The organism is Flavobacterium sp. NG2, from assembly GCF_034119845.1.
In the GTDB taxonomy this organism is placed as follows: Bacteria; Bacteroidota; Bacteroidia; order Flavobacteriales; family Flavobacteriaceae; genus Flavobacterium.
Genome location: NZ_CP139420.1, coordinates 565,437 through 584,637, shown reverse-complemented (window position 1 = coordinate 584,637; position 19,201 = coordinate 565,437). Strand labels below are relative to the sequence as shown.

The following is a 19,201-nucleotide window of genomic DNA, read 5'->3' as shown; positions in this document are numbered from 1 at the left end:
AGTTAGGTTATTCCATTTTAATAAAAACTCCTGTTGTTATTGACTTGTTAAAATGGTGATTTTGTCTTTACGCAATGTTAATACCGCAATTTTGCTCCTTCGATTTGCTTTTGTTTGACTACCTTTGCACTTTATAATCACAGTATTTGTAATTCATGTTTCAATTAGGAAAAACCATCGTTTCGGAAGATATTTTAGAGAAAGATTTTGTATGTAATTTATCTGCTTGTAAAGGAGCTTGTTGTGTTGATGGCGATGCTGGAGCACCTTTGAATGAGGAAGAAACTAAGATTTTGGAGGCGATTTATCCAAAGGTAAAGCCCTTTCTTCGTAAAGAAGGAATTGCTGCTATTGAAGCGCAGGGAACTTGGACAAAAGGTACCGATGGAGATCTTGAAACTCCGTTAATTGATAACAAGGATTGTGCGTATGTGATTTTTGATGGTAAAACCGCTTTGTGCGGTATTGAGCAAGCCTATAATCAAGGAATTGTGGATTGGAAAAAACCTGTTTCTTGTCATTTGTATCCAGTAAGAGTAAAGGATTTTACTGAATTTGCTGCTGTGAATTATGACAAATGGGATATTTGTGATGATGCCTGTTCGCTTGGTAAAGAATTAGAAGTTCCAGTCTATAAATTTGTCAAAGAAGCCTTGGTTCGTAGGTTTGGTGAAGATTGGTATGCTGAACTCGAAACGGTTGCAAATGAGCTAAAAAATAATTCTAAAAAAAGATAAAAAAGCCTTTGTTTTCTTTTTTTAAAACCCTATAGTTTTCGGGGGTTCTTCGGTTTTTTGTCTTTTTAAATCATTGATTAAAAAGCTTTTACGGTTTGTGTGAAAAGTGCTTCTAATCTTTCTTGTTGTTAAAAACTAAGGCATATTGTGAATAAGTTTGGCTTTTAATACCCGCAATATTTTGCAATCTTTGTAATCCACAGAATACTTAAATTTATCTTAAAAAATTCAATAATATAAACAATAGCAATGTCGCAAATTGAACCAATTTTACAAGAGAACAAAAATCGTTTCGTAATTTTTCCTATCAAGCACCATGATATATGGGAATGGTATAAAAAAATGGAGGCTAGTTTTTGGACAGCTGAAGAAATCGATTTATCACAAGATTTAAATGACTGGAATAATAAGTTGAGTGATGATGAAAGATATTTCATTAAGCACATCTTAGCTTTTTTTGCAGCTTCAGACGGAATTGTGAATGAGAATTTGGCTGAAAACTTTGTAAATGAAGTTCAGTATGCTGAAGCTAAATTCTTTTATGGTTTCCAAATCATGATGGAAAATATTCATAGTGAAACCTATTCGCTATTAATTGATACTTATGTTAAAGATGAGGCTGAAAAAGATGAGTTGTTCAACGCTTTAGAAGTTTTTCCAGCCATCAAGAAAAAAGCCGACTGGGCTTTAAAATGGATTGAGTCCGATTCATTCGCAGAACGTTTAATTGCTTTTGCAGCAGTAGAAGGGATTTTCTTCTCAGGAGCATTTTGTTCTATCTATTGGTTGAAAAAACGTGGTTTGATGCCAGGTTTAACTTTTTCTAATGAATTGATTTCTCGTGACGAAGGAGTGCACTGTGATTTTGCAGTACACTTACACAATCACCACTTGGTAAACAAAGTGTCTAAAGAAAGAATCAGAACCATCATTGTAGATGCTTTGAATATCGAAAGAGAGTTTATTACAGAGTCATTGCCAGTAAGTTTGATTGGTATGAATGCTACTTTGATGACGCAATATTTAGAGTTTGTTGCTGACAGACTTTTGGTGGAATTAGGTTGTGATAGAGAATACAACACTTCAAATCCATTTGATTTTATGGATATGATTTCGTTGCAAGGAAAAACAAATTTCTTTGAAAAGAAAGTAGCAGAATATCAAAAATCAGGTGTGATGAATAATGATAGTGATGCTCAGAAAATTAGTTTCGACGCTGATTTTTAATTGATTTACCGCTAAGACGCTAGGGCGCAAAGAAGAGAAGCTTTGACGTTTTCAAGTGATTAGTAGTAGAACAAATATAAAACACATTGTGTCTTTGCGCCTTCGCGGTGTAAAATCACTAGTATTACCCGGGATTAGTTTCCCAAAAATAAATTAACAAATACCCAAAAAATAGAAAAGGGATTTTCTGTTTTTTAAAAACAATCGAGCTTATGTATGTAATTAAAAGAGATGGTAGGAAAGAACCAGTAATGTTTGACAAAATCACTGATAGGATTAAAAAACTATGCTATGGTTTGAATGATTTAGTGGATGCTGTTAAGGTGGCAATGCGTGTTATTGAAGGACTTTACGATGGAGTTTCGACATCAGAATTGGACAATTTAGCAGCCGAAACAGCAGCGTCAATGACTATTGCGCACCCTGATTATGCACAGCTAGCAGCTCGTATCGCTATTTCGAATTTACATTCGAATACAAACAAATCGTTCTCAGAAACGATGGACGAAATGTATCATTATGTAAATCCAAGAAATGGTCAAAAAGCACCTTTATTGTCTGAAGAAGTGCATAGAGTAATACAAGAAAATGCAGAATTCTTAAATTCGCATATTATATATAATAGAGATTTTAACTACGATTACTTTGGTTTTAAAACACTAGAGCGTTCGTATTTATTGAAAATCAATGGTAAAATCGTAGAGCGTCCGCAACATATGTTGATGCGTGTGTCTGTGGGGATTCACTTAGATGATTTAGAGTCGGTTTTAGAGACTTATGACTTGATGTCTAAAAAGTTCTTTACTCATGCAACGCCTACATTGTTTAATTCTGGAACACCAAAACCTCAAATGTCTTCTTGCTTCCTTTTGGCAATGAAAGAAGATAGTATTGATGGTATTTATGATACGTTGAAAAACACAGCAAAAATCTCTCAATCTGCAGGTGGTGTAGGACTTTCTATTCACAATGTACGTGCTACGGGTTCTTATATTCGTGGAACGAACGGAACTTCAAACGGAATCGTTCCGATGTTGCGTGTGTTTAACGACACGGCGCGTTATGTAGATCAAGGTGGAGGAAAACGTAAAGGAAGTTTTGCTGTTTATATTGAAACTTGGCATGCAGATATTTTTGACTTCTTGGACTTGAAAAAGAATACAGGAAAAGAAGAAATGCGTGCTAGAGATTTATTCTTCGCGATGTGGACTTCAGATTTATTCATGAAGCGTGTACAAGAAAACGGAAATTGGACTTTAATGTGTCCTAACGAATGTCCTGGTTTGTATGATGTATATGGAGAAGAATTTGAAGCTTTATATACAAGTTATGAGCAAGCTGGTAAAGGAAGAAAAACCATCAAAGCACACGAATTATGGGAGAAAATTCTAGAATCGCAAATCGAAACTGGAACGCCATATATGTTGTACAAAGATGCCGTTAACCGTAAATCAAACCAAAAGAACTTAGGAACGATTCGTTCGTCTAACCTATGTACGGAGATTATGGAATATACTTCTGCTGATGAGGTGGCGGTATGTAACTTAGCTTCACTTTCGTTACCAATGTTTGTTGAAAATGGAGAGTTTGATCACCAAGCGTTGTTTAATGTAACCAAACGAGTAACAAGAAACCTAAATAAAGTAATTGATAGAAATTACTATCCAGTAGTAGAGGCAGAGAATTCTAATTTACGTCACCGCCCTATTGGTCTTGGAGTACAAGGTTTAGCTGATGCTTTCATTATGTTGCGTATGCCATTTACCTCTGACGAAGCCAAAAAACTGAATCAAGAAATTTTCGAAACACTATATTTCGCAGCCGTTACAGCTTCGATGGAAATGGCCAAAGAAGAAGGTCCTTATTCAACTTACCAAGGTTCGCCAATGTCTCAAGGGGAGTTTCAACATAATTTATGGGGAATTCAAGACGAAGAATTATCAGGTCGTTGGGATTGGGCAGCTTTAAGAAAAGAAGTATTACAACACGGGGTTCGTAACTCATTATTAGTAGCGCCTATGCCTACCGCTTCTACTTCTCAAATTTTAGGAAACAATGAAGCATTCGAACCATATACTTCTAATATTTATACTCGTAGAGTGCTTTCAGGTGAATTTATCGTTGTAAACAAACACTTATTGCACGATTTAGTGGAGCGTGGATTGTGGAACGAAAGTTTGAAACAAGAAATCATGCGTCATAATGGTTCTGTTCAAAATATCGATGTGATTCCACAAGATTTGAAAGATTTGTATAAAACAGTTTGGGAAATGTCAATGAAAGATATTATTGATATGTCGCGTCAACGTGGGTATTTTGTAGATCAATCACAATCATTGAACTTGTTCATGCAAAATGCTAATTACTCTAAATTGACTTCGATGCATTTCTACGCTTGGCAATCAGGATTGAAAACAGGAATGTATTATTTGAGAACAAAAGCAGCAGTTGACGCTATCAAGTTTACCTTAAACAACGATAAAAAACAACAACCCGTTGCCGAAGAAGTGAAAACTGAAGCAATTGATATTAACGAATACAAAAAGATGATTCTGCAAGCCCAAGCAGGTGGACCAGAAGATTGTGAAATGTGTGGGTCTTAAATATTTTTATAAAATAGAATAAAGAGTAGAGTATATAGAAAACAGCTATCCAATTTTGGGTAGCTGTTTTTTTTTTTTGGAGTTAATCTCGTTTTTCCTTTCAATCAACAGATGGATGTTATTTTTATGTAGAGCTTATATTATCAGCAAAAATCTGCAAAATCTGCGTGCTTATTTTTCACGCAGATTTTTGCAGATGAGGCAGATTTTATGTAAGAGTAGTAATAGGATTGGTTCAGATTCTAATTAGTAACAGAAAACATCTGTGATAATCTGTAAAATCTGTGTTTTTCCTTTTTTAAACCGTCTCCAATTTCTCCACAGCCAAACGCATTTTCTTAGCAGCATTTACCATTTCGATTAAGGCTTTTTTGGTTTCGTCCCAATGACGTGTTTTTAAACCACAATCTGGATTTACCCAAAGTTGGTTGGCTGGTATCACCGCAGCCGCTTTTTCTAACAAATGAACCATTTCTTCATGAGAAGGCACACGTGGTGAATGAATGTCATAAACGCCAGGTCCAATTTCGTTAGGGTAATTAAAATCAGCAAAAGCATCTAGTAATTCCATTTGCGAACGCGAGCATTCAATCGTAATCACATCGGCATCCATATCCGCAATGTTTTGAATGATGTCGTTAAACTCACTGTAGCACATGTGTGTGTGGATTTGGGTATCGTCAGCAACACCACTAGCCGAAATTCTAAAAGCTTTAATTGCCCAGTCTAGATACTTTGTCCATTCTTCTTTTCGTAAAGGCAATCCTTCGCGTATAGCAGGTTCGTCAATCTGAATAATTTTGATACCAGCAGCTTCTAAATCCACTACTTCATCTCGAATGGCCAAAGCGATTTGCGTACAAGTTTCCGACCTTGGTTGGTCATCACGGACAAACGACCATTGCAAGATGGTAACTGGACCCGTCAGCATTCCTTTGACCCATTTAGGAGTCAATGATTGTGCGTATTCAGCCCATTTAACTGTCATAGGTACAGGACGAGAAACATCTCCATAAATAACGGGTGGTTTCACACAACGGCTACCGTAACTTTGAACCCAGCCATTTTTAGTAAACGCAAAACCGTCCAGTTGTTCGCCAAAATATTCCACCATATCATTGCGTTCAAATTCACCATGAACTAAAACATCAATTCCTGATTTTTCTTGAAAACGAATCGTTTCTTCGGTTTCCTTTTTTAATAAAGCATCGTATTCTTTTGGAGATAAGTCGCCTTTTTTGAACTTGGCTCTCCAGCTACGCACTTCTGGCGTTTGTGGGAACGAACCAATAGTTGTCGTGGGGAACAATGGCAATTGCAAGGCTTGTGCTTGTTTTTCTCTTCGAATAGCAAAGGTGTTGTTTCTTTTAGAGTCATTTTCCTCAATAGATGCCACTCTGTTTTTAACGGCTTCGTTATGGATGATTCTTGATGTTTTTCTTTTTTCATTAGCCAAAGTATTGGCTTCAAATTGTGCTTGGTCATGCTCTGTAATTTCGCCTGAAGCCAAATTACGAAGCACTACGACCTCTTCAATTTTTTGTTTGGCGAAAGCCAACCATTGTTTTACTTCTGCACTTAGATTTGCTTCATTGGTTTCCAAATCCAAATCGCAAGGAGAATGAATCAATGAACAAGAAGGAGCTATCAAAACACGATTCGTTCCTAAAGCATCAATCGCTTTTTGAATCAAGGCTAAGGATTTTTTGAAATCATTTTTCCAAATGTTTCTACCATCAATCACTCCTAACGAAAGTTTAGCAGTAGGCGCTAATAATTTCGAATCTAAAATATCATCCAATTGCAATGGACAACGCACTAAATCCAAATGAAAAGTATCAACAGGTAAAGATAAGGCTGTCGCCAAATTTTCGCCAAAACAATCGAAATAATTCGCTAGATTGATTTTGATATTAGGGAATTGAGCATGGATTTGGTTGTAGGTGTAAACCAATGCTTGGCGTTCTTTGTCGGTAAGGTTTAGGGCTAAAAAGGGTTCGTCAAATTGAATGAAAGTCGCACCTTCATTTTCTAATTTGGTTAGGATTTCGAAGTAAACAGGAAGAAGTTTCTCCAATAGCTCAATTCTGTGGAAACCCGCTTCTTTTTCTTTTCCTAAAAGCAAATAAGAAACAGGTCCAATCAACACGGGTTTAGTTGTGATTCCGATGGCTTTGGCTTCTTTAAACTCTTCAATAATTTTTTCCGAAAACAAATAAAATTCTTGGTCTTTGGTGAATTCAGGAACAATATAGTGGTAGTTGGTGTCAAACCATTTGGTCATTTCCATCGCAACTACGTCTTGATTGTTTTTTTGTGCGCCACGAGCCATGGCAAAATACAAGTCTAAGAAGGTATTGGTTTCGGCAAATTCATGATAGCGTTTTGGAATGGCACCCACAGTTAAACTCAAATCCAGTACTTGGTCGTAAAACGAAAAATCATTCGATGGAATATAGTCAATGCCTGTTTCTGATTGTAATTTCCAGTTGGCTTCACGGATGTTTTTACCCACTTTCAAAAGTTCATCAGCAGGAATTTTTCCTGACCAATACAATTCGTTTACTTTTTTTAATTCTCTTTGGTTTCCAATTCTGGGATAGCCTAAATTATTTGTTTTCATATCTTAGTATTTTTTACTTTACAAATGTATTGTCTTGGTAATTAATACTGAATTAATGAAGTTTATTAAGTAAATTTAACTGTAAAAGTGTATTTTTGAAGTTTTTAAAACTAAAACACATCTTTTAAATTAACTTTTGCCGTAAATTATCCTATGGAAAATCTAGATGCTACAGACATTCAAATCCTAAAACGACTGCAAGCCGACTCGAATATCAACATAAAAGAGCTAGCGGCCGAATTATTCTTGACGACAACTCCTGTTTATGAACGCATCAAAAGACTCGAACGCGAAGGATATATTATGAAATATGTGGCTTTATTAGATAAAAAGAAACTCAAACTAGGAATGACGGTTTTTTGTAATGTACGATTAAAAGAACATGCTCGAAATGTAGGAGCTAATTTTGTAAAAGACATTGTTGCTTTACCTGAAATTATCGAATGCTATAATATAGCAGGAGATTATGATTTTATGCTGAAAATTCTAGTCGAAGACGTTGCGAGTTATCAAGATTTTGTCATGAATAAATTATCAACTATTGAGAATATTGGGAATACCCAAACTATTTTTGTAATGGGGGAAATCAAGAATAGTACGGCTTTGCATTTTTAGAAAATTCTATAAAATAACAAACCGAAAATCCATAACTAAAACAGCGTACAATTGTTTAGGGTTATGAATTTTCGGAAAAAATAAAAAAGGTGTTTTTATTTAATAGTTGCCCATTTTTTATCAATAGCTTTAAGGTATTTAGCTTCGTCTTTGTTCCAAATATCTAAAGTGTTTACTTGTTGTCCGTTGAAATCACCGTTAAAGAATAAGTATAATTTGTTATCGACAATTTTGAAAGTCTCAGGATTGATAGAGAATTTCGAATCTTTTTCAGCTACACCCCAAGCGCAGTATCCGTTACATTGTGGTGCATATTTTTGAGGATTTGCTTTGAATGCTTTTGCATTGGCTTTAGAAGCAAAATAATAGGTTGTTTTTCCAATTTTCTCAGCATTTGCTGCATTTCCTTTCGTGGCTTTGTGGTCTTTAAAATAAGATACGACGTCGTAACCACCAATGGCTAAACCTGATTTGTCTACAGCCTCTACTTGAGCAAAAATACCGTTAGAAAATAAAGCGATAAACGCTACTGCAAGAATTGATTTTAAATTTTTCATTTGTTTTAAATTAAGGATTATTATTGTTTAAATTATTTTATACTGTCAGTTTTTCTGTTGTTAACTCTTGAACCTGCTCAATATTCCATTCGCCTTCAATCATGCGATGTACATAACAGGCGTCTGCTTGTCTGAGTAATTCGGTTTTTTGTTCCTCGGTAAGGTTACCTTCAATTTTAATTCTTCCAGTAACTGTAGTTGATAGTTTTCCTTCAGCGCCACGTTTTACGTTGAGTTCAAATTCGCCATCTACATCTTCGATAGGCCAGTTGTTTTTTCGAGCAATATAGCGTACAGTGGCCACCTTACACATCGCTAAACTAGAAAGGATAAAATCCTCTGGCGAAAAACCTAAATCCGTTCCTTTGCTAGTCAAAGGTTCGTCTCCCGTTACTGAATGTCTTCCGTTTGTAATGAAAGATTGGTAGCCTGATGGCAAATTTTTGATATTTATTTTCTTTCCCATGATATTAGTTTTTTAAGATGTTGTTTAAGTTACTCGAGATTACGGATTTACTGTGCACTCCATTTTGTGTACCTACAATCTCTCCGTTTTTAAAGTAGAACAAAGCAGGAATACTTCTTATTTTAAATTGTGCTGCCAACTCTGGATTTTTATCTACATTGATTTTAGAAATGATGGCTTTGCCTTCAAAATCAGTAGCCAGGGCTTCAAGAGTAGGGTGTAAAGCGGTACAAGGGCCACACCAGTCGGCAAAAAAGTCAACTAGAACAACTGGGTTGTTGTTTATAGTGCTGTCGAAATTTGATTTGTCTAAATGTTGTATCATTTTATGTTGATTTTTTTAATTATATAAATAAGTTGTTTTCATCACAGTAATAATCGTTGATGGCAAGTGCATCACAAAAGTGAGCTTGATCTACAGCAATTAACTGTGGTTTTTCGGCTACTGTTTTTGTTCTAAAAAATGATTTCAAATCACTAATAATAGTTCCTATTGTTTTCATGATTGTGTTGTTTTAATTTGTTAGTACAAAGGTGCGACGAAAGTTCACCTAAGAGTTAGGTCGGATTTCCCGAAGAGTTGGTCATTTTTCCTTTCAAGCCTATTTTATACCAAAAAAGCCTGTTTTTTTAGTTTTTGGAGCAGAAACCAAGGTGCTTTTAGGGTGATCTGTCCCGCTTTCCGTTTCAATCTTTTTGTTTTTGAAAAAAAACAAAAAGGATTTCCACTTTAATCGGGGCTGAGAGGTTTCGTTTGGTTGTTTTAGGGGAGTATTATATGAATCAGATTTGATAGATAGCCCACGGATATTGCAGATTCTACTGATGGGTACGGATTTTCTATTAAGGAATGTGTAGAAGGAAAGAAGGGTTGAAGCCTTTTCTAATACCTTTAGTATTTATAAAAGTGAACAATTTGGCAAAAAACAGTGTAAATCCTAGTTGAGGCTTTATTTCTAATAGAAAACGACTATAGAAATGTTAGTACTTTAAATTCCTTTCTTGAGAGGGGTTAGCACTGTGTTTTCACATAGCTAAATAAAACACATTAAAAATCGATGACCATCAGTAGTATCCGTGAAATTTGTGGGCTATTATTTTAAGAATCTAGCTCCAATTTAAAAGGCCTTCTTGAAATCTGAAGGAGATATTCCTTCCATTTTCTTGAAAAATCGGCTAAAAGCTTGAATGTCATCATAGCCATTATCATAAGCGATTTCTTTGATGCTTTTGTCGGAGTAACGCAGCATACGGCGCGCTTCAAGGATGATGCGGTCTTGAATGATTTGCAAAGGTGATTTTTCGTTGTATTTTTTGAATACGTTGGATAGGGTTTTAGGGCTTTTGTTGAGCATTTCGGCATAATCCGCTACTTGGTGCTTGGTCTTAAAATGACTTTCAACTAAGTAGTTGTACTCACGTACAAGGTCTAGCTGCTGACGGTCAAAGTTGGTTAACTCCGTTTGTTCCTTATAAATTCTTGTCGATAAAATAAGTAAACGGGTAAGCATCATTTGTAGCATATCATTCTGTAGGTTGTCTACAGAGTCCATTTCGACTACAAACATTTTCCATAACAAATCAAATTTCTCGTATTCTGATTCTGGAACACTAATTTGAGGTAATTGTGAAGCACCAAAGAATAAAATGCCCTTGCAACCTACTTCGCTATCATGGCTGGCAATGCAATAAAAAGCACGATTAAAACGGATAAGGCGTACTTTTTTGACCGATATAATTTCGACCTGATGGTACTCCGTCAAAAACAGTATCGTGTTTTTCTTGAAACTTTGTTTTTCACCATCAATCTTTATGCATAGGTCATCTTGAGTCCAAATGATGCTGAGACCATCTTGTATTTTTTCTTTTAATAATTCGCAATTAGTACTGTCAATTTCGGCTAGTCTTACGAATTCATTGAGTTGACCTGTGTATAGCATAAGCTTTTTGGGGTTATAAATCTGTGGTGAGATTTCTATTTTGTACTATTCTAGACGTTTTTGTTCATCTATCCTGACTAGATTTGAGATGTTTTTTAATCAATTGTATATTGACAAAGAAACCCATTCAAAAAATTAAATTTCTGAATGGGTTTCTAAAGGTATGTTTATAGATGTATTTTAAATGCTTAATGCATTTTCTGGTGAAACAACAGTATCTTTCCCATTGACATTAATGGTTAAATCCTCATTGCCATCAACAGAAAAAGTACTTCCACTAGCCGTTACTGCAACTTTTACGATTTGGTTACGGAAATTAATTTTAAACGAATATCCTTTCCATTCTTTTGGGATTTTTGGAGTAAAGTGTAAACGGTTGTTTTTAACTCTCATACCGCCAAATCCTTCTACAATACTCATCCAGGTTCCTGCCATCGAGGTAATATGACACCCTTCTTCCACTTCTTTGTTGTAATCGTCTAAGTCCAAACGAGAGGTTCTAAGGTAGAATTCGTAAGCCATGTCCATTTTGTCTAGTTTGGCTGCTTGAATGGAGTGTACACAAGGCGAAAGCGAACTTTCATGTACCGTAAACGATTCGTAGAACTCAAAATTGCGTTTTAGTTCGTCAATGCTGAAATGATCTTCAAAGAAATAAAAACCTTGCAATACATCGGCTTGTTTGATGTAAGGCGAACGCAATACTCTGTCCCAAGACCATTTTTGGTTAATTGGGCGTTGTGATTTGTCTAAATCTTTCACGCGAACCAATTCTTTGTCCAAGAATCCGTCTTGTTGCAGGTAAATCCCCAATTCTTCTGATTTTGGGAAATACATATTACTAGCCACTTTTTTCCATTCCTGCAATTCAGCATCCGATAATTTTACTTTTTCGATGATGCGTTTGTGGTCTTTTGGGAATTCTATCGCGACTTTCTGAATTTGCTCGTTGGCAAAATCAATACACCATTTGGCGATATAATTCGTGTAAAAATTATTGTTGATGTTGTTTTCGTATTCGTTTGGTCCTGTTACTCCCAAAATCATGTACTGATTTTTCTGTGTAGAGAAACTCGCTCTTTGATGCCAAAAACGGGCAATTCCAATCAAAACTTCTAATCCTTTTTCTGGGATATACGAGTAATCTCCTGTAAAACGGTAGTAGTTGTAAATGGCAAAAGCAATCGCTCCGTTACGGTGAATTTCTTCATGGGTAATTTCCCATTCGTTATGGCATTCCTCGCCATTCATGGTTACCATTGGATACAAAGCCGCTCCATTTTTGAAACCTAGATTTTGTTCGGCATTTTCAATCGCTTTGTCTAATTGATTGTAACGATACGTCAATAAATTACGAGCTACTTCTTGGTCTTTGGTTGCCATGTAAAACGGAATACAATACGCCTCGGTATCCCAGTAAGTAGAACCACCGTATTTTTCGCCTGTGAATCCTTTTGGACCAATATTCAAACGACTATCTTTTCCTAAATAAGTTTGGTTTAATTGAAAGATATTAAAGCGAATTCCTTGTTGTGCTTTCACATCGCCATCAATCGTAATGTCTGACATTTCCCAAATCTTTGCCCAAGCGTCAATTTGGTTTTGTAACAATTGGTTGTAACCAATAGCCAAAGCTTTCTGAATCACTTTTTCGGCTGCTTCCTGAGTGTTTTCGTGGTTTAAAGAAACAGTATAGCCACCTAATTTTTGAATGCTTGATTTTTGACCTTTTGCAACAGCTACTTCATAAGTAAATTGCACTTTGTCTGAGGTTTTGGCTGTAGCCAATGGAGATAAGTTCAAGTTATTGTCGTTTTCTAAAATGCTATTTTGCATAAAAGTCGTGACTTTGAAATGTGTTTTGAAGGTTTGTGCCGTTACAAAAGCTTGATTTTCTTGTTGATTTACATCTAGCGGTTCCCAGAATTTTTCATCCCAGTTCGCATCTTCATTGGTAACTCCAGCGTCAATATAAGGTTTATAGACGATTGTAGCGTCTTGGTTCAATGGCGTAATTTCGTAATTGATAACACCTACTTCGTCTAAATCCAAAGAAAGGAAACGACGAATGTTTACTGCTACTTCGGTTCCATTTTGTAAAGTCGCTACAAAAGAGCGGTTGTACCAACCTTCTTTCATGTTCAATTCACGACGGTAATCTGCAATTTTTGTGCAAGTATGTAAGTCGAATGCTTCGCCGTTGACCTCGATTTCGATACCAATCCAGTTAGGGGCATTCAATACTTTGGCAAAATATTTTGGATAGCCATTTTTCCACCAGCCCACTTTGGTTTTATCCGGATAATAAATTCCGGCTATATAGCTTCCTTGGAATGTTTCGCCAGAATAGTTCTCTTCAAAATTAGCACGTTGTCCCATGGCTCCGTTTCCAATGCTGAACAAACTCTCTGAAGATTTTACTCTTTCGATATCAAATCCTTCTTCTATGATGGACCAATTGTCTGGTTTTATATAATCTTGATTCATGATGTTTTGTGTTGAGGTTTAGTGTTGGTATATCAACCGCTTAACCGATTCTTTTATTGATTAGATTGTCTATAAAGCGTGTTTCGATATGGGTAAAATCTTGAAAAACATATCGCGCTTCATGCAATGTTTTTTCTTCTCCAATGCCTATGCTGATCATTTTTCCGATGTTAGCTGCTTGAATCCCTGCAATCGAATCTTCAAAAACAATAGACTGCTCAGGAAGCATACCTAGGTTTTTGGCAGCAATCAAGAAAACTTCTGGGTCGGGTTTGGCGTTGCTTACGTCATTCCCGTCTACAATGGCATCAAAATAGGAGAGGATGCCTGTTTTTTCTAGTATCGGTCGTGCATTTTTACTGGCAGAACCTAGGGCGATAGGTTGTTGTTTTTCTTTTAAATATTTCAAAATGGGGAATACCCCAGGTAGAATTTCATTTTCGTCCATATCGACTAAGTAGGATAGGTAGTCTTCATTTTTCTGAATCAACCATTTGTCTTTGTCTTCTTGTGAAGCGGTTACATTTCCAAGTCCTAAAATGATGTCTAGAGAACGAACTCTGCTAACACCTTTTAGTAATTCATTGTCTTCTAAACTGAAGTCGATTCCAAGTTCGTTTGCTATTTTTTTCCAAGCCTGAAAATGGTACTTGGCAGTATCTACAATTACTCCGTCTAGGTCGAAAATAAAGGCTTTTTTAGTGGTCATATATCTTGTTTAATAGTCTTGATTTTCATTTTGAGCTCTTTGTAAATATAAAAATTTATTTGAATAAAGGACTTTAAAACAGGTAATTTAAAGGTAAATTTATAACTATAGTAGAAATTGATTTAATAATTGAAAAAAACGTTTATTTGCAAGTTGTGAATTGATTAAAAAGCAAAAAAACCCAATTCTTGCGAATTGGGTTTTTGTTGTGATTGAGAAAATCAATTAAGCTTCAACTTCGAATGGAAGGATTGAAACGTATGATTTGTTGTCTCTTTTCTTTTGGAACTTCACAATTCCATCTACTCTTGCGTGTAGTGTGTGATCTTTACTGATGTAAACATTTTCACCTGGATTGTGTTTAGAACCTCTTTGTCTTACGATGATGTTCCCTGCGATAGCAGCTTGTCCTCCATAAATCTTAACACCTAAACGTTTTGATTCTGATTCTCTACCATTCTTGGAACTACCGACACCTTTCTTGTGAGCCATGACGTATTAGTTTTAATATTGTTATTATTCTTGAGTATCTTCTTTTTTAGCTTTTGGAGCTTTTTTTACTTTTGGAGCTGCCTCTTCAGTAGTTGCTTCTGCTGCTGCTTTTTTAGGAGCTGCTTTTTTAGCACCTGTTGCAGTAATACCTTCAATTACAATTTGAGTAAGATACTGTCTGTGACCGTTTCTTTTCTTGTATCCTTTTCTTCTTTTCTTTTTGAAAACGATAACTTTGTCTCCTTTTAAGTGTTGTAACACTTTAGCTTCTACTGAAGCACCTTCTATAGCTGGGGCGCCTAAAGTTACGTTTCCATTGTCATCTAATAAAAGAACTTTGTCAAAAGATACTTTTGAACCTTCTTCGTTAGCCAAACGGTGAACATAAACCTTTAAGTCTTTGCTTACTTTGAACTGTTGCCCTGCTATCTCTACGATTGCATACATACTGAATGATTTATAAATTTTTAAGGTTGCAAATATACAATTTAATTTTTACTGTGCAATTACTTAAAATAAAAAATATCGTATTTTGTTTGTCGGGTGTGTTTCAAGGGGTTGAACTTAAAAAACAGGTGTAAATTTTTGGTTAAAAACTGAAACAAATCTTCAATCCTAACTAAAAAAAAGTATTTTTGATGGAATTATTGAGGTATTCAAAATACAATTTTTATTAATCTTTATGAAAAAATATATAATGATAGCAACCAGTGCTCTTATGTTAGGCAGCGTGGCTTCTGCACAAAAAATAGCATTCGAAGAATATGACCTTGACAACGGTATGCATGTGATTCTGCATCAGGACAATTCGGCTCCCGTGGTTGTGACTTCGGTAATGTATCATGTAGGTTCGAAAGATGAAAATCCAAACAAGACAGGTTTTGCTCATTTTTTCGAACATTTATTGTTTGAAGGGACAAAGAATATTAAAAGAGGGGAGTGGATGAAAATAGTTTCTTCGAATGGAGGTGTGAATAATGCCAATACATCTGAAGATCGTACCTATTATTATGAAGTTTTCCCTTCTAATAGTTTAGAACTTGGACTTTGGATGGAATCCGAAAGGTTAAGACATCCTGTTATTGGGCAAATAGGAGTGGATACTCAAAAAGGAGTAATCAAAGAAGAAAAAAGGTCGCGTTATGACAATCAGCCTTATGGTTATGTTATCAATGTGGTCAAAGAAAATATGTTTGTTAATCATCCGTACCGTTGGTCTATTATTGGCTCAATGGAACATTTGGAGTCTGCAAAATTAGAAGATTTCCAAATGTTTAATCATAAATTCTATATACCAAACAACGCTGTTCTAGTCGTTGCTGGGGATTTTGAGGGTAAACAGACTAAAGAATGGATTCATAAATATTTTGGCACAATTAAAAGAGGTGAAGAGATAACAAGACCTATATATAAAGAAGAGCCAATTACCAAAACAATAAAGGCGTATTACGAGGATCCTAATATTCAGATTCCAATGGTCTTGGCTTCATACCGAACGCCTTCGATGAAAACTAGAGACGCTCGTGTTTTAGATTTTATTTCGGCTTATTTGAGTGATGGAAAAAGTTCGAAGTTGTATAAGAAAATTGTCGACGAAAAGAAAAAAGCCTTGCAAATAGGTGCTTTCTCCTATAGTCAAGAAGATTATGGTATGTATATCATATATGGCTTGCCTATGGAAGGACATACTAGCGAAGATTTGTTGAAAGAAATGGATGAGGAAATAGAGAAAATTCAAACCAATTTGATTTCTGAGAAAGATTTTCAAAAATTGCAAAATCAGTTCGAAAATCAATATGTCAATAGTAATTCTAGTGTAGAAGGAATTGCTGAAAATTTAGCTAAATATTATCTTTTATATGGTGATATTAGTCTAGTCAACAATGAGATTGATATTTATCACTCTATCACTAGAGAAGAGATTAAAGATGTTGCTAATAGATATTTGAATCTCAATCAACGATTAATTTTAGATTATGTTCCCTCTACCGACGCTCAGAACTAAGTCCGTTATGAAAAATACCAAATACTTATTCATCCTATTGTTACTTACTGGCATTATGCAAGCACAAAATTATACACAACCCAAACCAGGGAAACTACCTACTGTTAATATCAAGAAGCCTCAAATTTTTACTTTGGCCAATGGATTAAAGGTATTGGTGGTGGAAGATCATAAACTTCCAAGAGCAACTTTTAATCTTACTTTGGATAATCCTCCTTTTGTGGAAAAAGAAAAAAAGGGAGTCGATGATTTGACAAGTAGTTTGATGGGGAATGGAAGTACGAATATTTCAAAAGACGATTTCAATGAAGAAATTGATTTTATGGGGGCCAATATCAGTTTGAGTTCAAATGGAGGCTATGCTAGTACACTTTCAAAATATGCCGGTCGTGTTTTAGAATTATTATCTGAAGGGGCTTTGTTTCCTAATTTTACGCAAGAAGAATTAGATAAGGAAAAGGCAAAGATTATTGAAACTCTAAAATCACAAGAAAAGAGTGCCTCTGCTATTGCTAGCCGTGTGGTAGATGCGTTGGCATTTGGTAAAAATCATCCCGCAGGTGAATATATTACGCCTGAGTCTGTAAACAGAGTGACTTTGAACGATGTAAAGGAAAATTACCATACTTATTTTGTTCCTGAAAACGCCTATTTGGTTATCATTGGTGATGTTAAGTTCAATGAAGTCAAAGGAATGGTTGAAAAGCTTTTTGGGAAATGGGAAAAACGTTCTGTTCCAAAACAAAATTATCCTGACCCAGTAAATGTGCCTTTTACGCAAATCAATTTTGTCGATGTGCCCAATGCTTCACAGTCCGAAATCGCCTTGGTAAACACCTTACATCTAAAAATGAATGCTCCTGATTTTTTTCCAGCGGTTATTGCTACTCAAATTCTAGGAGGTGATTATAACAGTAAATTAAATATGAATTTGCGCGAAGCACACGGTTGGACATACGGTGCTAGTTCCTCGATAGGTGTCGATAAATTTGTAACCAAATTGAAATCGTATTCATCAGTACGAAACAGTGCAACAGACAGTGCGGTGGTCGAATTTGTCAAAGAAATTAAAAAAATGCGCACCGAAAAAGTATCAGAGAAATTGTTAAAAGATGTGAAAGCAGGATTTGTAGGTCGTTTTGTAATGAAGGTCGAAAAACCACAATCTGTAGCAAGATATGCGCTGAATATAGAAACAGATGATTTGCCAAAAGACTTCTACGAAAACTATATCAAGAATGTCAATGCCGTAACTCCAGAGGATATTCTGAAAGCAGCAAATAAATATTTCTTAATTGATAACACCCGAATTATCATTGCTGGAAAAGGGGAGGAAGTGCTTCCTGGTTTAGAAAAACTAAACATTCCAATGTTTTATTTTGATAAATTCGGTAACCCAACCGAGAAACCTAACTATTAAAGGAGTGATTCTTTGGGCGTGCCCCTCCGTGAAAAACTACGGGTCGGGCTGTACGTTCCCGCTTTTTATGGGTTGCAAAAGGCAACCCATAAAAGAGCTCCACTGCCATCCCTCACGCAAGACTCTGGTAGAATCATATTTACTAAATAAAGTCGCTATGTATATCTATCCTAAGCAAAGCGTCTTATTCGTAAAGAAAACTCTATGATTCTATGTGTTTAAAAAAAAAACTACTGCTTCCTAGCCGATAAATACACTCCAATCAAAATAATAAAAGCACCGAAAAACTGAACAGGTGTTAATAGCTCGTTGTCCAATAATCCCCAAAAGAAAGCCACAACGGGAATCAAATACGTTACTGAAGCTGCAAAAACAGGAGAAGCAATCTGAATCAGCTTAAAGAAAAGAATATTAGCGATTCCTGTACCTAAAACACCTAAAATAAGTATAAAACCAACAGCTTTCTGCACTTTTTCAATATGTATTTGCTCATTAAAACCTGTGAAATACAAGATAGCTAAAGCAGGTGCCAAAAGCACAATAAAATTCCCCGTAGTAATACTTATGGGGTTTAGGTCAAATAAATATCGTTTTATCAAATTGACATTGGTAGCATAACAAAAGGAAGCCATTATGATTAGCAAGGCATAGTAGTAGTTTTGTTCTGGATGATTTTGTGCGCCATTGTAGACTAGAAGTAAACTTCCTAATAATCCGATAAACACGCCCCAGAGTTGTCTTTTTTGGAAACCAATGCCAAAGAATATAGCGCCAATAACCAAAGTGTTCAATGGAGTTAAAGAATTTAAAATAGAAGTTACAGAGCTGTCTAGTTCTGTCTGAGCAATTGAAAAAAGAAAAGCGGGGAAGAAGGTGCCAAACATTGCAGTTATGGCGATATATTTCCACTTTTGTTTCGGGATTTTAACTAAGCTTTTGAAGCCAATCAGAAGTAAAAAAAAGGAAGCGAAAATAATTCGCAACGAACCCACTTGAATGGCGGTTAGCCCCAGAAGTCCTTTTTTTATTAGTATAAAAGAACTACCCCAAATCAAGGCAAGAACCGATAAGTAAATCCATTTCAATTGTTTTGATTCCATTTTTGTTTATTAGTTTCGTCGAAAAAAAAATAACCACAAATTACATAAATTCCCACAGATTATGGGATTTAAGCTTTTATTACACAAATTAAATTTAGCTTTTAATCATCTAATGATGGAGTGCTTTTTTAGGATTAGTGTAATTATTAAGAACGATGAATTTGTGAAAATTTGTGGTGATCATTTTATTTTAAGTCAAAATTGTAATTATTTTATGAAT

17 protein-coding genes are annotated in these 19,201 nt (G+C 35.5%); 6 read left to right on the top strand and 11 right to left on the bottom strand.

Annotation, left to right across the window (positions count from 1 at the left end; all coding sequences use genetic code 11):
• The first annotated feature begins 155 nt into the window (after positions 1-155).
• The 3 genes from SLW70_RS02495 to SLW70_RS02485 all read left to right on the top strand — a co-directional run bounded on the left by SLW70_RS02495 (position 156) and on the right by SLW70_RS02485 (position 4,567).
• Positions 156-737 (top strand): DUF3109 family protein, encoded by a 582-nt coding sequence (locus SLW70_RS02495; protein ID WP_320890393.1) that lies wholly within the window; start codon positions 156-158, stop codon positions 735-737.
• Between the two features lie 249 nt (positions 738-986).
• Positions 987-1,964, top strand: coding sequence for a ribonucleotide-diphosphate reductase subunit beta (locus tag SLW70_RS02490; protein WP_320890392.1), 978 nt, complete (start codon positions 987-989; stop codon positions 1,962-1,964).
• A 212-nt stretch (positions 1,965-2,176) separates the two neighbouring features.
• On the top strand, positions 2,177-4,567 hold the full coding sequence (locus SLW70_RS02485) for a ribonucleoside-diphosphate reductase subunit alpha (protein WP_320890391.1): 2,391 nt from the start codon (positions 2,177-2,179) through the stop codon (positions 4,565-4,567).
• Between the two features lie 298 nt (positions 4,568-4,865).
• On the opposite strand, the gene metE is transcribed toward SLW70_RS02485, so the two are convergent.
• Entirely contained in the window at positions 4,866-7,190 is a 2,325-nt protein-coding gene (metE, locus tag SLW70_RS02480) for a 5-methyltetrahydropteroyltriglutamate--homocysteine S-methyltransferase (RefSeq protein WP_320890390.1), read from the bottom strand.
• 153 nt (positions 7,191-7,343) lie between these two features.
• Between metE and SLW70_RS02475 the strand changes: the two genes are divergently transcribed.
• Positions 7,344-7,805: an Lrp/AsnC family transcriptional regulator gene (locus SLW70_RS02475; RefSeq protein WP_220762983.1), complete on the top strand. Its 462-nt coding sequence runs from the start codon at positions 7,344-7,346 to the stop codon at positions 7,803-7,805.
• Positions 7,806-7,900: 95 nt separating this feature from the next.
• Here SLW70_RS02475 and SLW70_RS02470 read toward each other — a convergent pair whose 3' ends face one another.
• The 9 genes from SLW70_RS02470 to rplU form a co-directional block, all read right to left on the bottom strand.
• The gene (locus tag SLW70_RS02470) at positions 7,901-8,362 is read right to left on the bottom strand and encodes a YHS domain-containing (seleno)protein (RefSeq protein WP_320890389.1); all 462 of its coding nucleotides are present in this window, start codon (positions 8,360-8,362) and stop codon (positions 7,901-7,903) included.
• Between the two features lie 37 nt (positions 8,363-8,399).
• Complete coding sequence (locus SLW70_RS02465) at positions 8,400-8,828, bottom strand: OsmC family protein (RefSeq protein WP_320890388.1); 429 nt, start codon at positions 8,826-8,828, stop codon at positions 8,400-8,402.
• Between the two features lie 4 nt (positions 8,829-8,832).
• A complete protein-coding gene (trxA, locus tag SLW70_RS02460) occupies positions 8,833-9,153 on the bottom strand; it encodes a thioredoxin (protein WP_320890387.1) in 321 nt (106 codons plus the stop codon).
• 19 nt (positions 9,154-9,172) lie between these two features.
• Positions 9,173-9,331 (bottom strand): hypothetical protein, encoded by a 159-nt coding sequence (locus tag SLW70_RS02455; RefSeq protein WP_320890386.1) that lies wholly within the window; start codon positions 9,329-9,331, stop codon positions 9,173-9,175.
• Between the two features lie 615 nt (positions 9,332-9,946).
• Complete coding sequence (locus tag SLW70_RS02450; RefSeq protein WP_320890385.1) at positions 9,947-10,768, bottom strand: helix-turn-helix domain-containing protein; 822 nt, start codon at positions 10,766-10,768, stop codon at positions 9,947-9,949.
• A 180-nt stretch (positions 10,769-10,948) separates the two neighbouring features.
• Positions 10,949-13,255, bottom strand: coding sequence for a glycoside hydrolase family 65 protein (locus tag SLW70_RS02445; RefSeq protein ID WP_320890384.1), 2,307 nt, complete (start codon positions 13,253-13,255; stop codon positions 10,949-10,951).
• Positions 13,256-13,295: 40 nt separating this feature from the next.
• Positions 13,296-13,964: a beta-phosphoglucomutase gene (pgmB, locus tag SLW70_RS02440; RefSeq protein ID WP_320890383.1), complete on the bottom strand. Its 669-nt coding sequence runs from the start codon at positions 13,962-13,964 to the stop codon at positions 13,296-13,298.
• Positions 13,965-14,189: 225 nt separating this feature from the next.
• Positions 14,190-14,456 (bottom strand): 50S ribosomal protein L27, encoded by a 267-nt coding sequence (gene rpmA / locus SLW70_RS02435; RefSeq protein ID WP_320890382.1) that lies wholly within the window; start codon positions 14,454-14,456, stop codon positions 14,190-14,192.
• Between the two features lie 24 nt (positions 14,457-14,480).
• Positions 14,481-14,903 carry a 50S ribosomal protein L21 gene (gene rplU / locus SLW70_RS02430; protein WP_320890381.1) on the bottom strand — a complete coding sequence of 141 codons (423 nt, stop codon included), beginning with the start codon at positions 14,901-14,903 and terminating at the stop codon, positions 14,481-14,483.
• A gap of 235 nt (positions 14,904-15,138) precedes the next feature.
• Between rplU and SLW70_RS02425 the strand changes: the two genes are divergently transcribed.
• Both SLW70_RS02425 and SLW70_RS02420 read left to right on the top strand, forming a co-directional pair.
• On the top strand, positions 15,139-16,461 hold the full coding sequence (locus SLW70_RS02425) for a pitrilysin family protein (RefSeq protein ID WP_320890380.1): 1,323 nt from the start codon (positions 15,139-15,141) through the stop codon (positions 16,459-16,461).
• Positions 16,462-16,468: 7 nt separating this feature from the next.
• The gene (locus SLW70_RS02420) at positions 16,469-17,881 is read left to right on the top strand and encodes a pitrilysin family protein (RefSeq protein WP_320890378.1); all 1,413 of its coding nucleotides are present in this window, start codon (positions 16,469-16,471) and stop codon (positions 17,879-17,881) included.
• A 230-nt stretch (positions 17,882-18,111) separates the two neighbouring features.
• Here SLW70_RS02420 and SLW70_RS02415 read toward each other — a convergent pair whose 3' ends face one another.
• Complete coding sequence (locus tag SLW70_RS02415; RefSeq protein ID WP_320890377.1) at positions 18,112-18,981, bottom strand: DMT family transporter; 870 nt, start codon at positions 18,979-18,981, stop codon at positions 18,112-18,114.
• Between the last annotated feature and the right edge of the window lie 220 nt (positions 18,982-19,201).

What these genes read in the sequence shown, in the direction of transcription:
- SLW70_RS02495 (WP_320890393.1), top strand. Translation starts at nt 156, where the DNA reads ATGTTTCAATTAGGAAAAACCATCGTTTCGGAAGATATTTTAGAGAAA.
- SLW70_RS02490 (WP_320890392.1), top strand. Translation starts at nt 987, where the DNA reads ATGTCGCAAATTGAACCAATTTTACAAGAGAACAAAAATCGTTTCGTA.
- SLW70_RS02485 (WP_320890391.1), top strand. Translation starts at nt 2,177, where the DNA reads ATGTATGTAATTAAAAGAGATGGTAGGAAAGAACCAGTAATGTTTGAC.
- metE (WP_320890390.1), bottom strand. Translation starts at nt 7,190, where the DNA reads ATGAAAACAAATAATTTAGGCTATCCCAGAATTGGAAACCAAAGAGAA.
- SLW70_RS02475 (WP_220762983.1), top strand. Translation starts at nt 7,344, where the DNA reads ATGGAAAATCTAGATGCTACAGACATTCAAATCCTAAAACGACTGCAA.
- SLW70_RS02470 (WP_320890389.1), bottom strand. Translation starts at nt 8,362, where the DNA reads ATGAAAAATTTAAAATCAATTCTTGCAGTAGCGTTTATCGCTTTATTT.
- SLW70_RS02465 (WP_320890388.1), bottom strand. Translation starts at nt 8,828, where the DNA reads ATGGGAAAGAAAATAAATATCAAAAATTTGCCATCAGGCTACCAATCT.
- trxA (WP_320890387.1), bottom strand. Translation starts at nt 9,153, where the DNA reads ATGATACAACATTTAGACAAATCAAATTTCGACAGCACTATAAACAAC.
- SLW70_RS02455 (WP_320890386.1), bottom strand. Translation starts at nt 9,331, where the DNA reads ATGAAAACAATAGGAACTATTATTAGTGATTTGAAATCATTTTTTAGA.
- SLW70_RS02450 (WP_320890385.1), bottom strand. Translation starts at nt 10,768, where the DNA reads ATGCTATACACAGGTCAACTCAATGAATTCGTAAGACTAGCCGAAATT.
- SLW70_RS02445 (WP_320890384.1), bottom strand. Translation starts at nt 13,255, where the DNA reads ATGAATCAAGATTATATAAAACCAGACAATTGGTCCATCATAGAAGAA.
- pgmB (WP_320890383.1), bottom strand. Translation starts at nt 13,964, where the DNA reads ATGACCACTAAAAAAGCCTTTATTTTCGACCTAGACGGAGTAATTGTA.
- rpmA (WP_320890382.1), bottom strand. Translation starts at nt 14,456, where the DNA reads ATGGCTCACAAGAAAGGTGTCGGTAGTTCCAAGAATGGTAGAGAATCA.
- rplU (WP_320890381.1), bottom strand. Translation starts at nt 14,903, where the DNA reads ATGTATGCAATCGTAGAGATAGCAGGGCAACAGTTCAAAGTAAGCAAA.
- SLW70_RS02425 (WP_320890380.1), top strand. Translation starts at nt 15,139, where the DNA reads ATGAAAAAATATATAATGATAGCAACCAGTGCTCTTATGTTAGGCAGC.
- SLW70_RS02420 (WP_320890378.1), top strand. Translation starts at nt 16,469, where the DNA reads ATGAAAAATACCAAATACTTATTCATCCTATTGTTACTTACTGGCATT.
- SLW70_RS02415 (WP_320890377.1), bottom strand. Translation starts at nt 18,981, where the DNA reads ATGGAATCAAAACAATTGAAATGGATTTACTTATCGGTTCTTGCCTTG.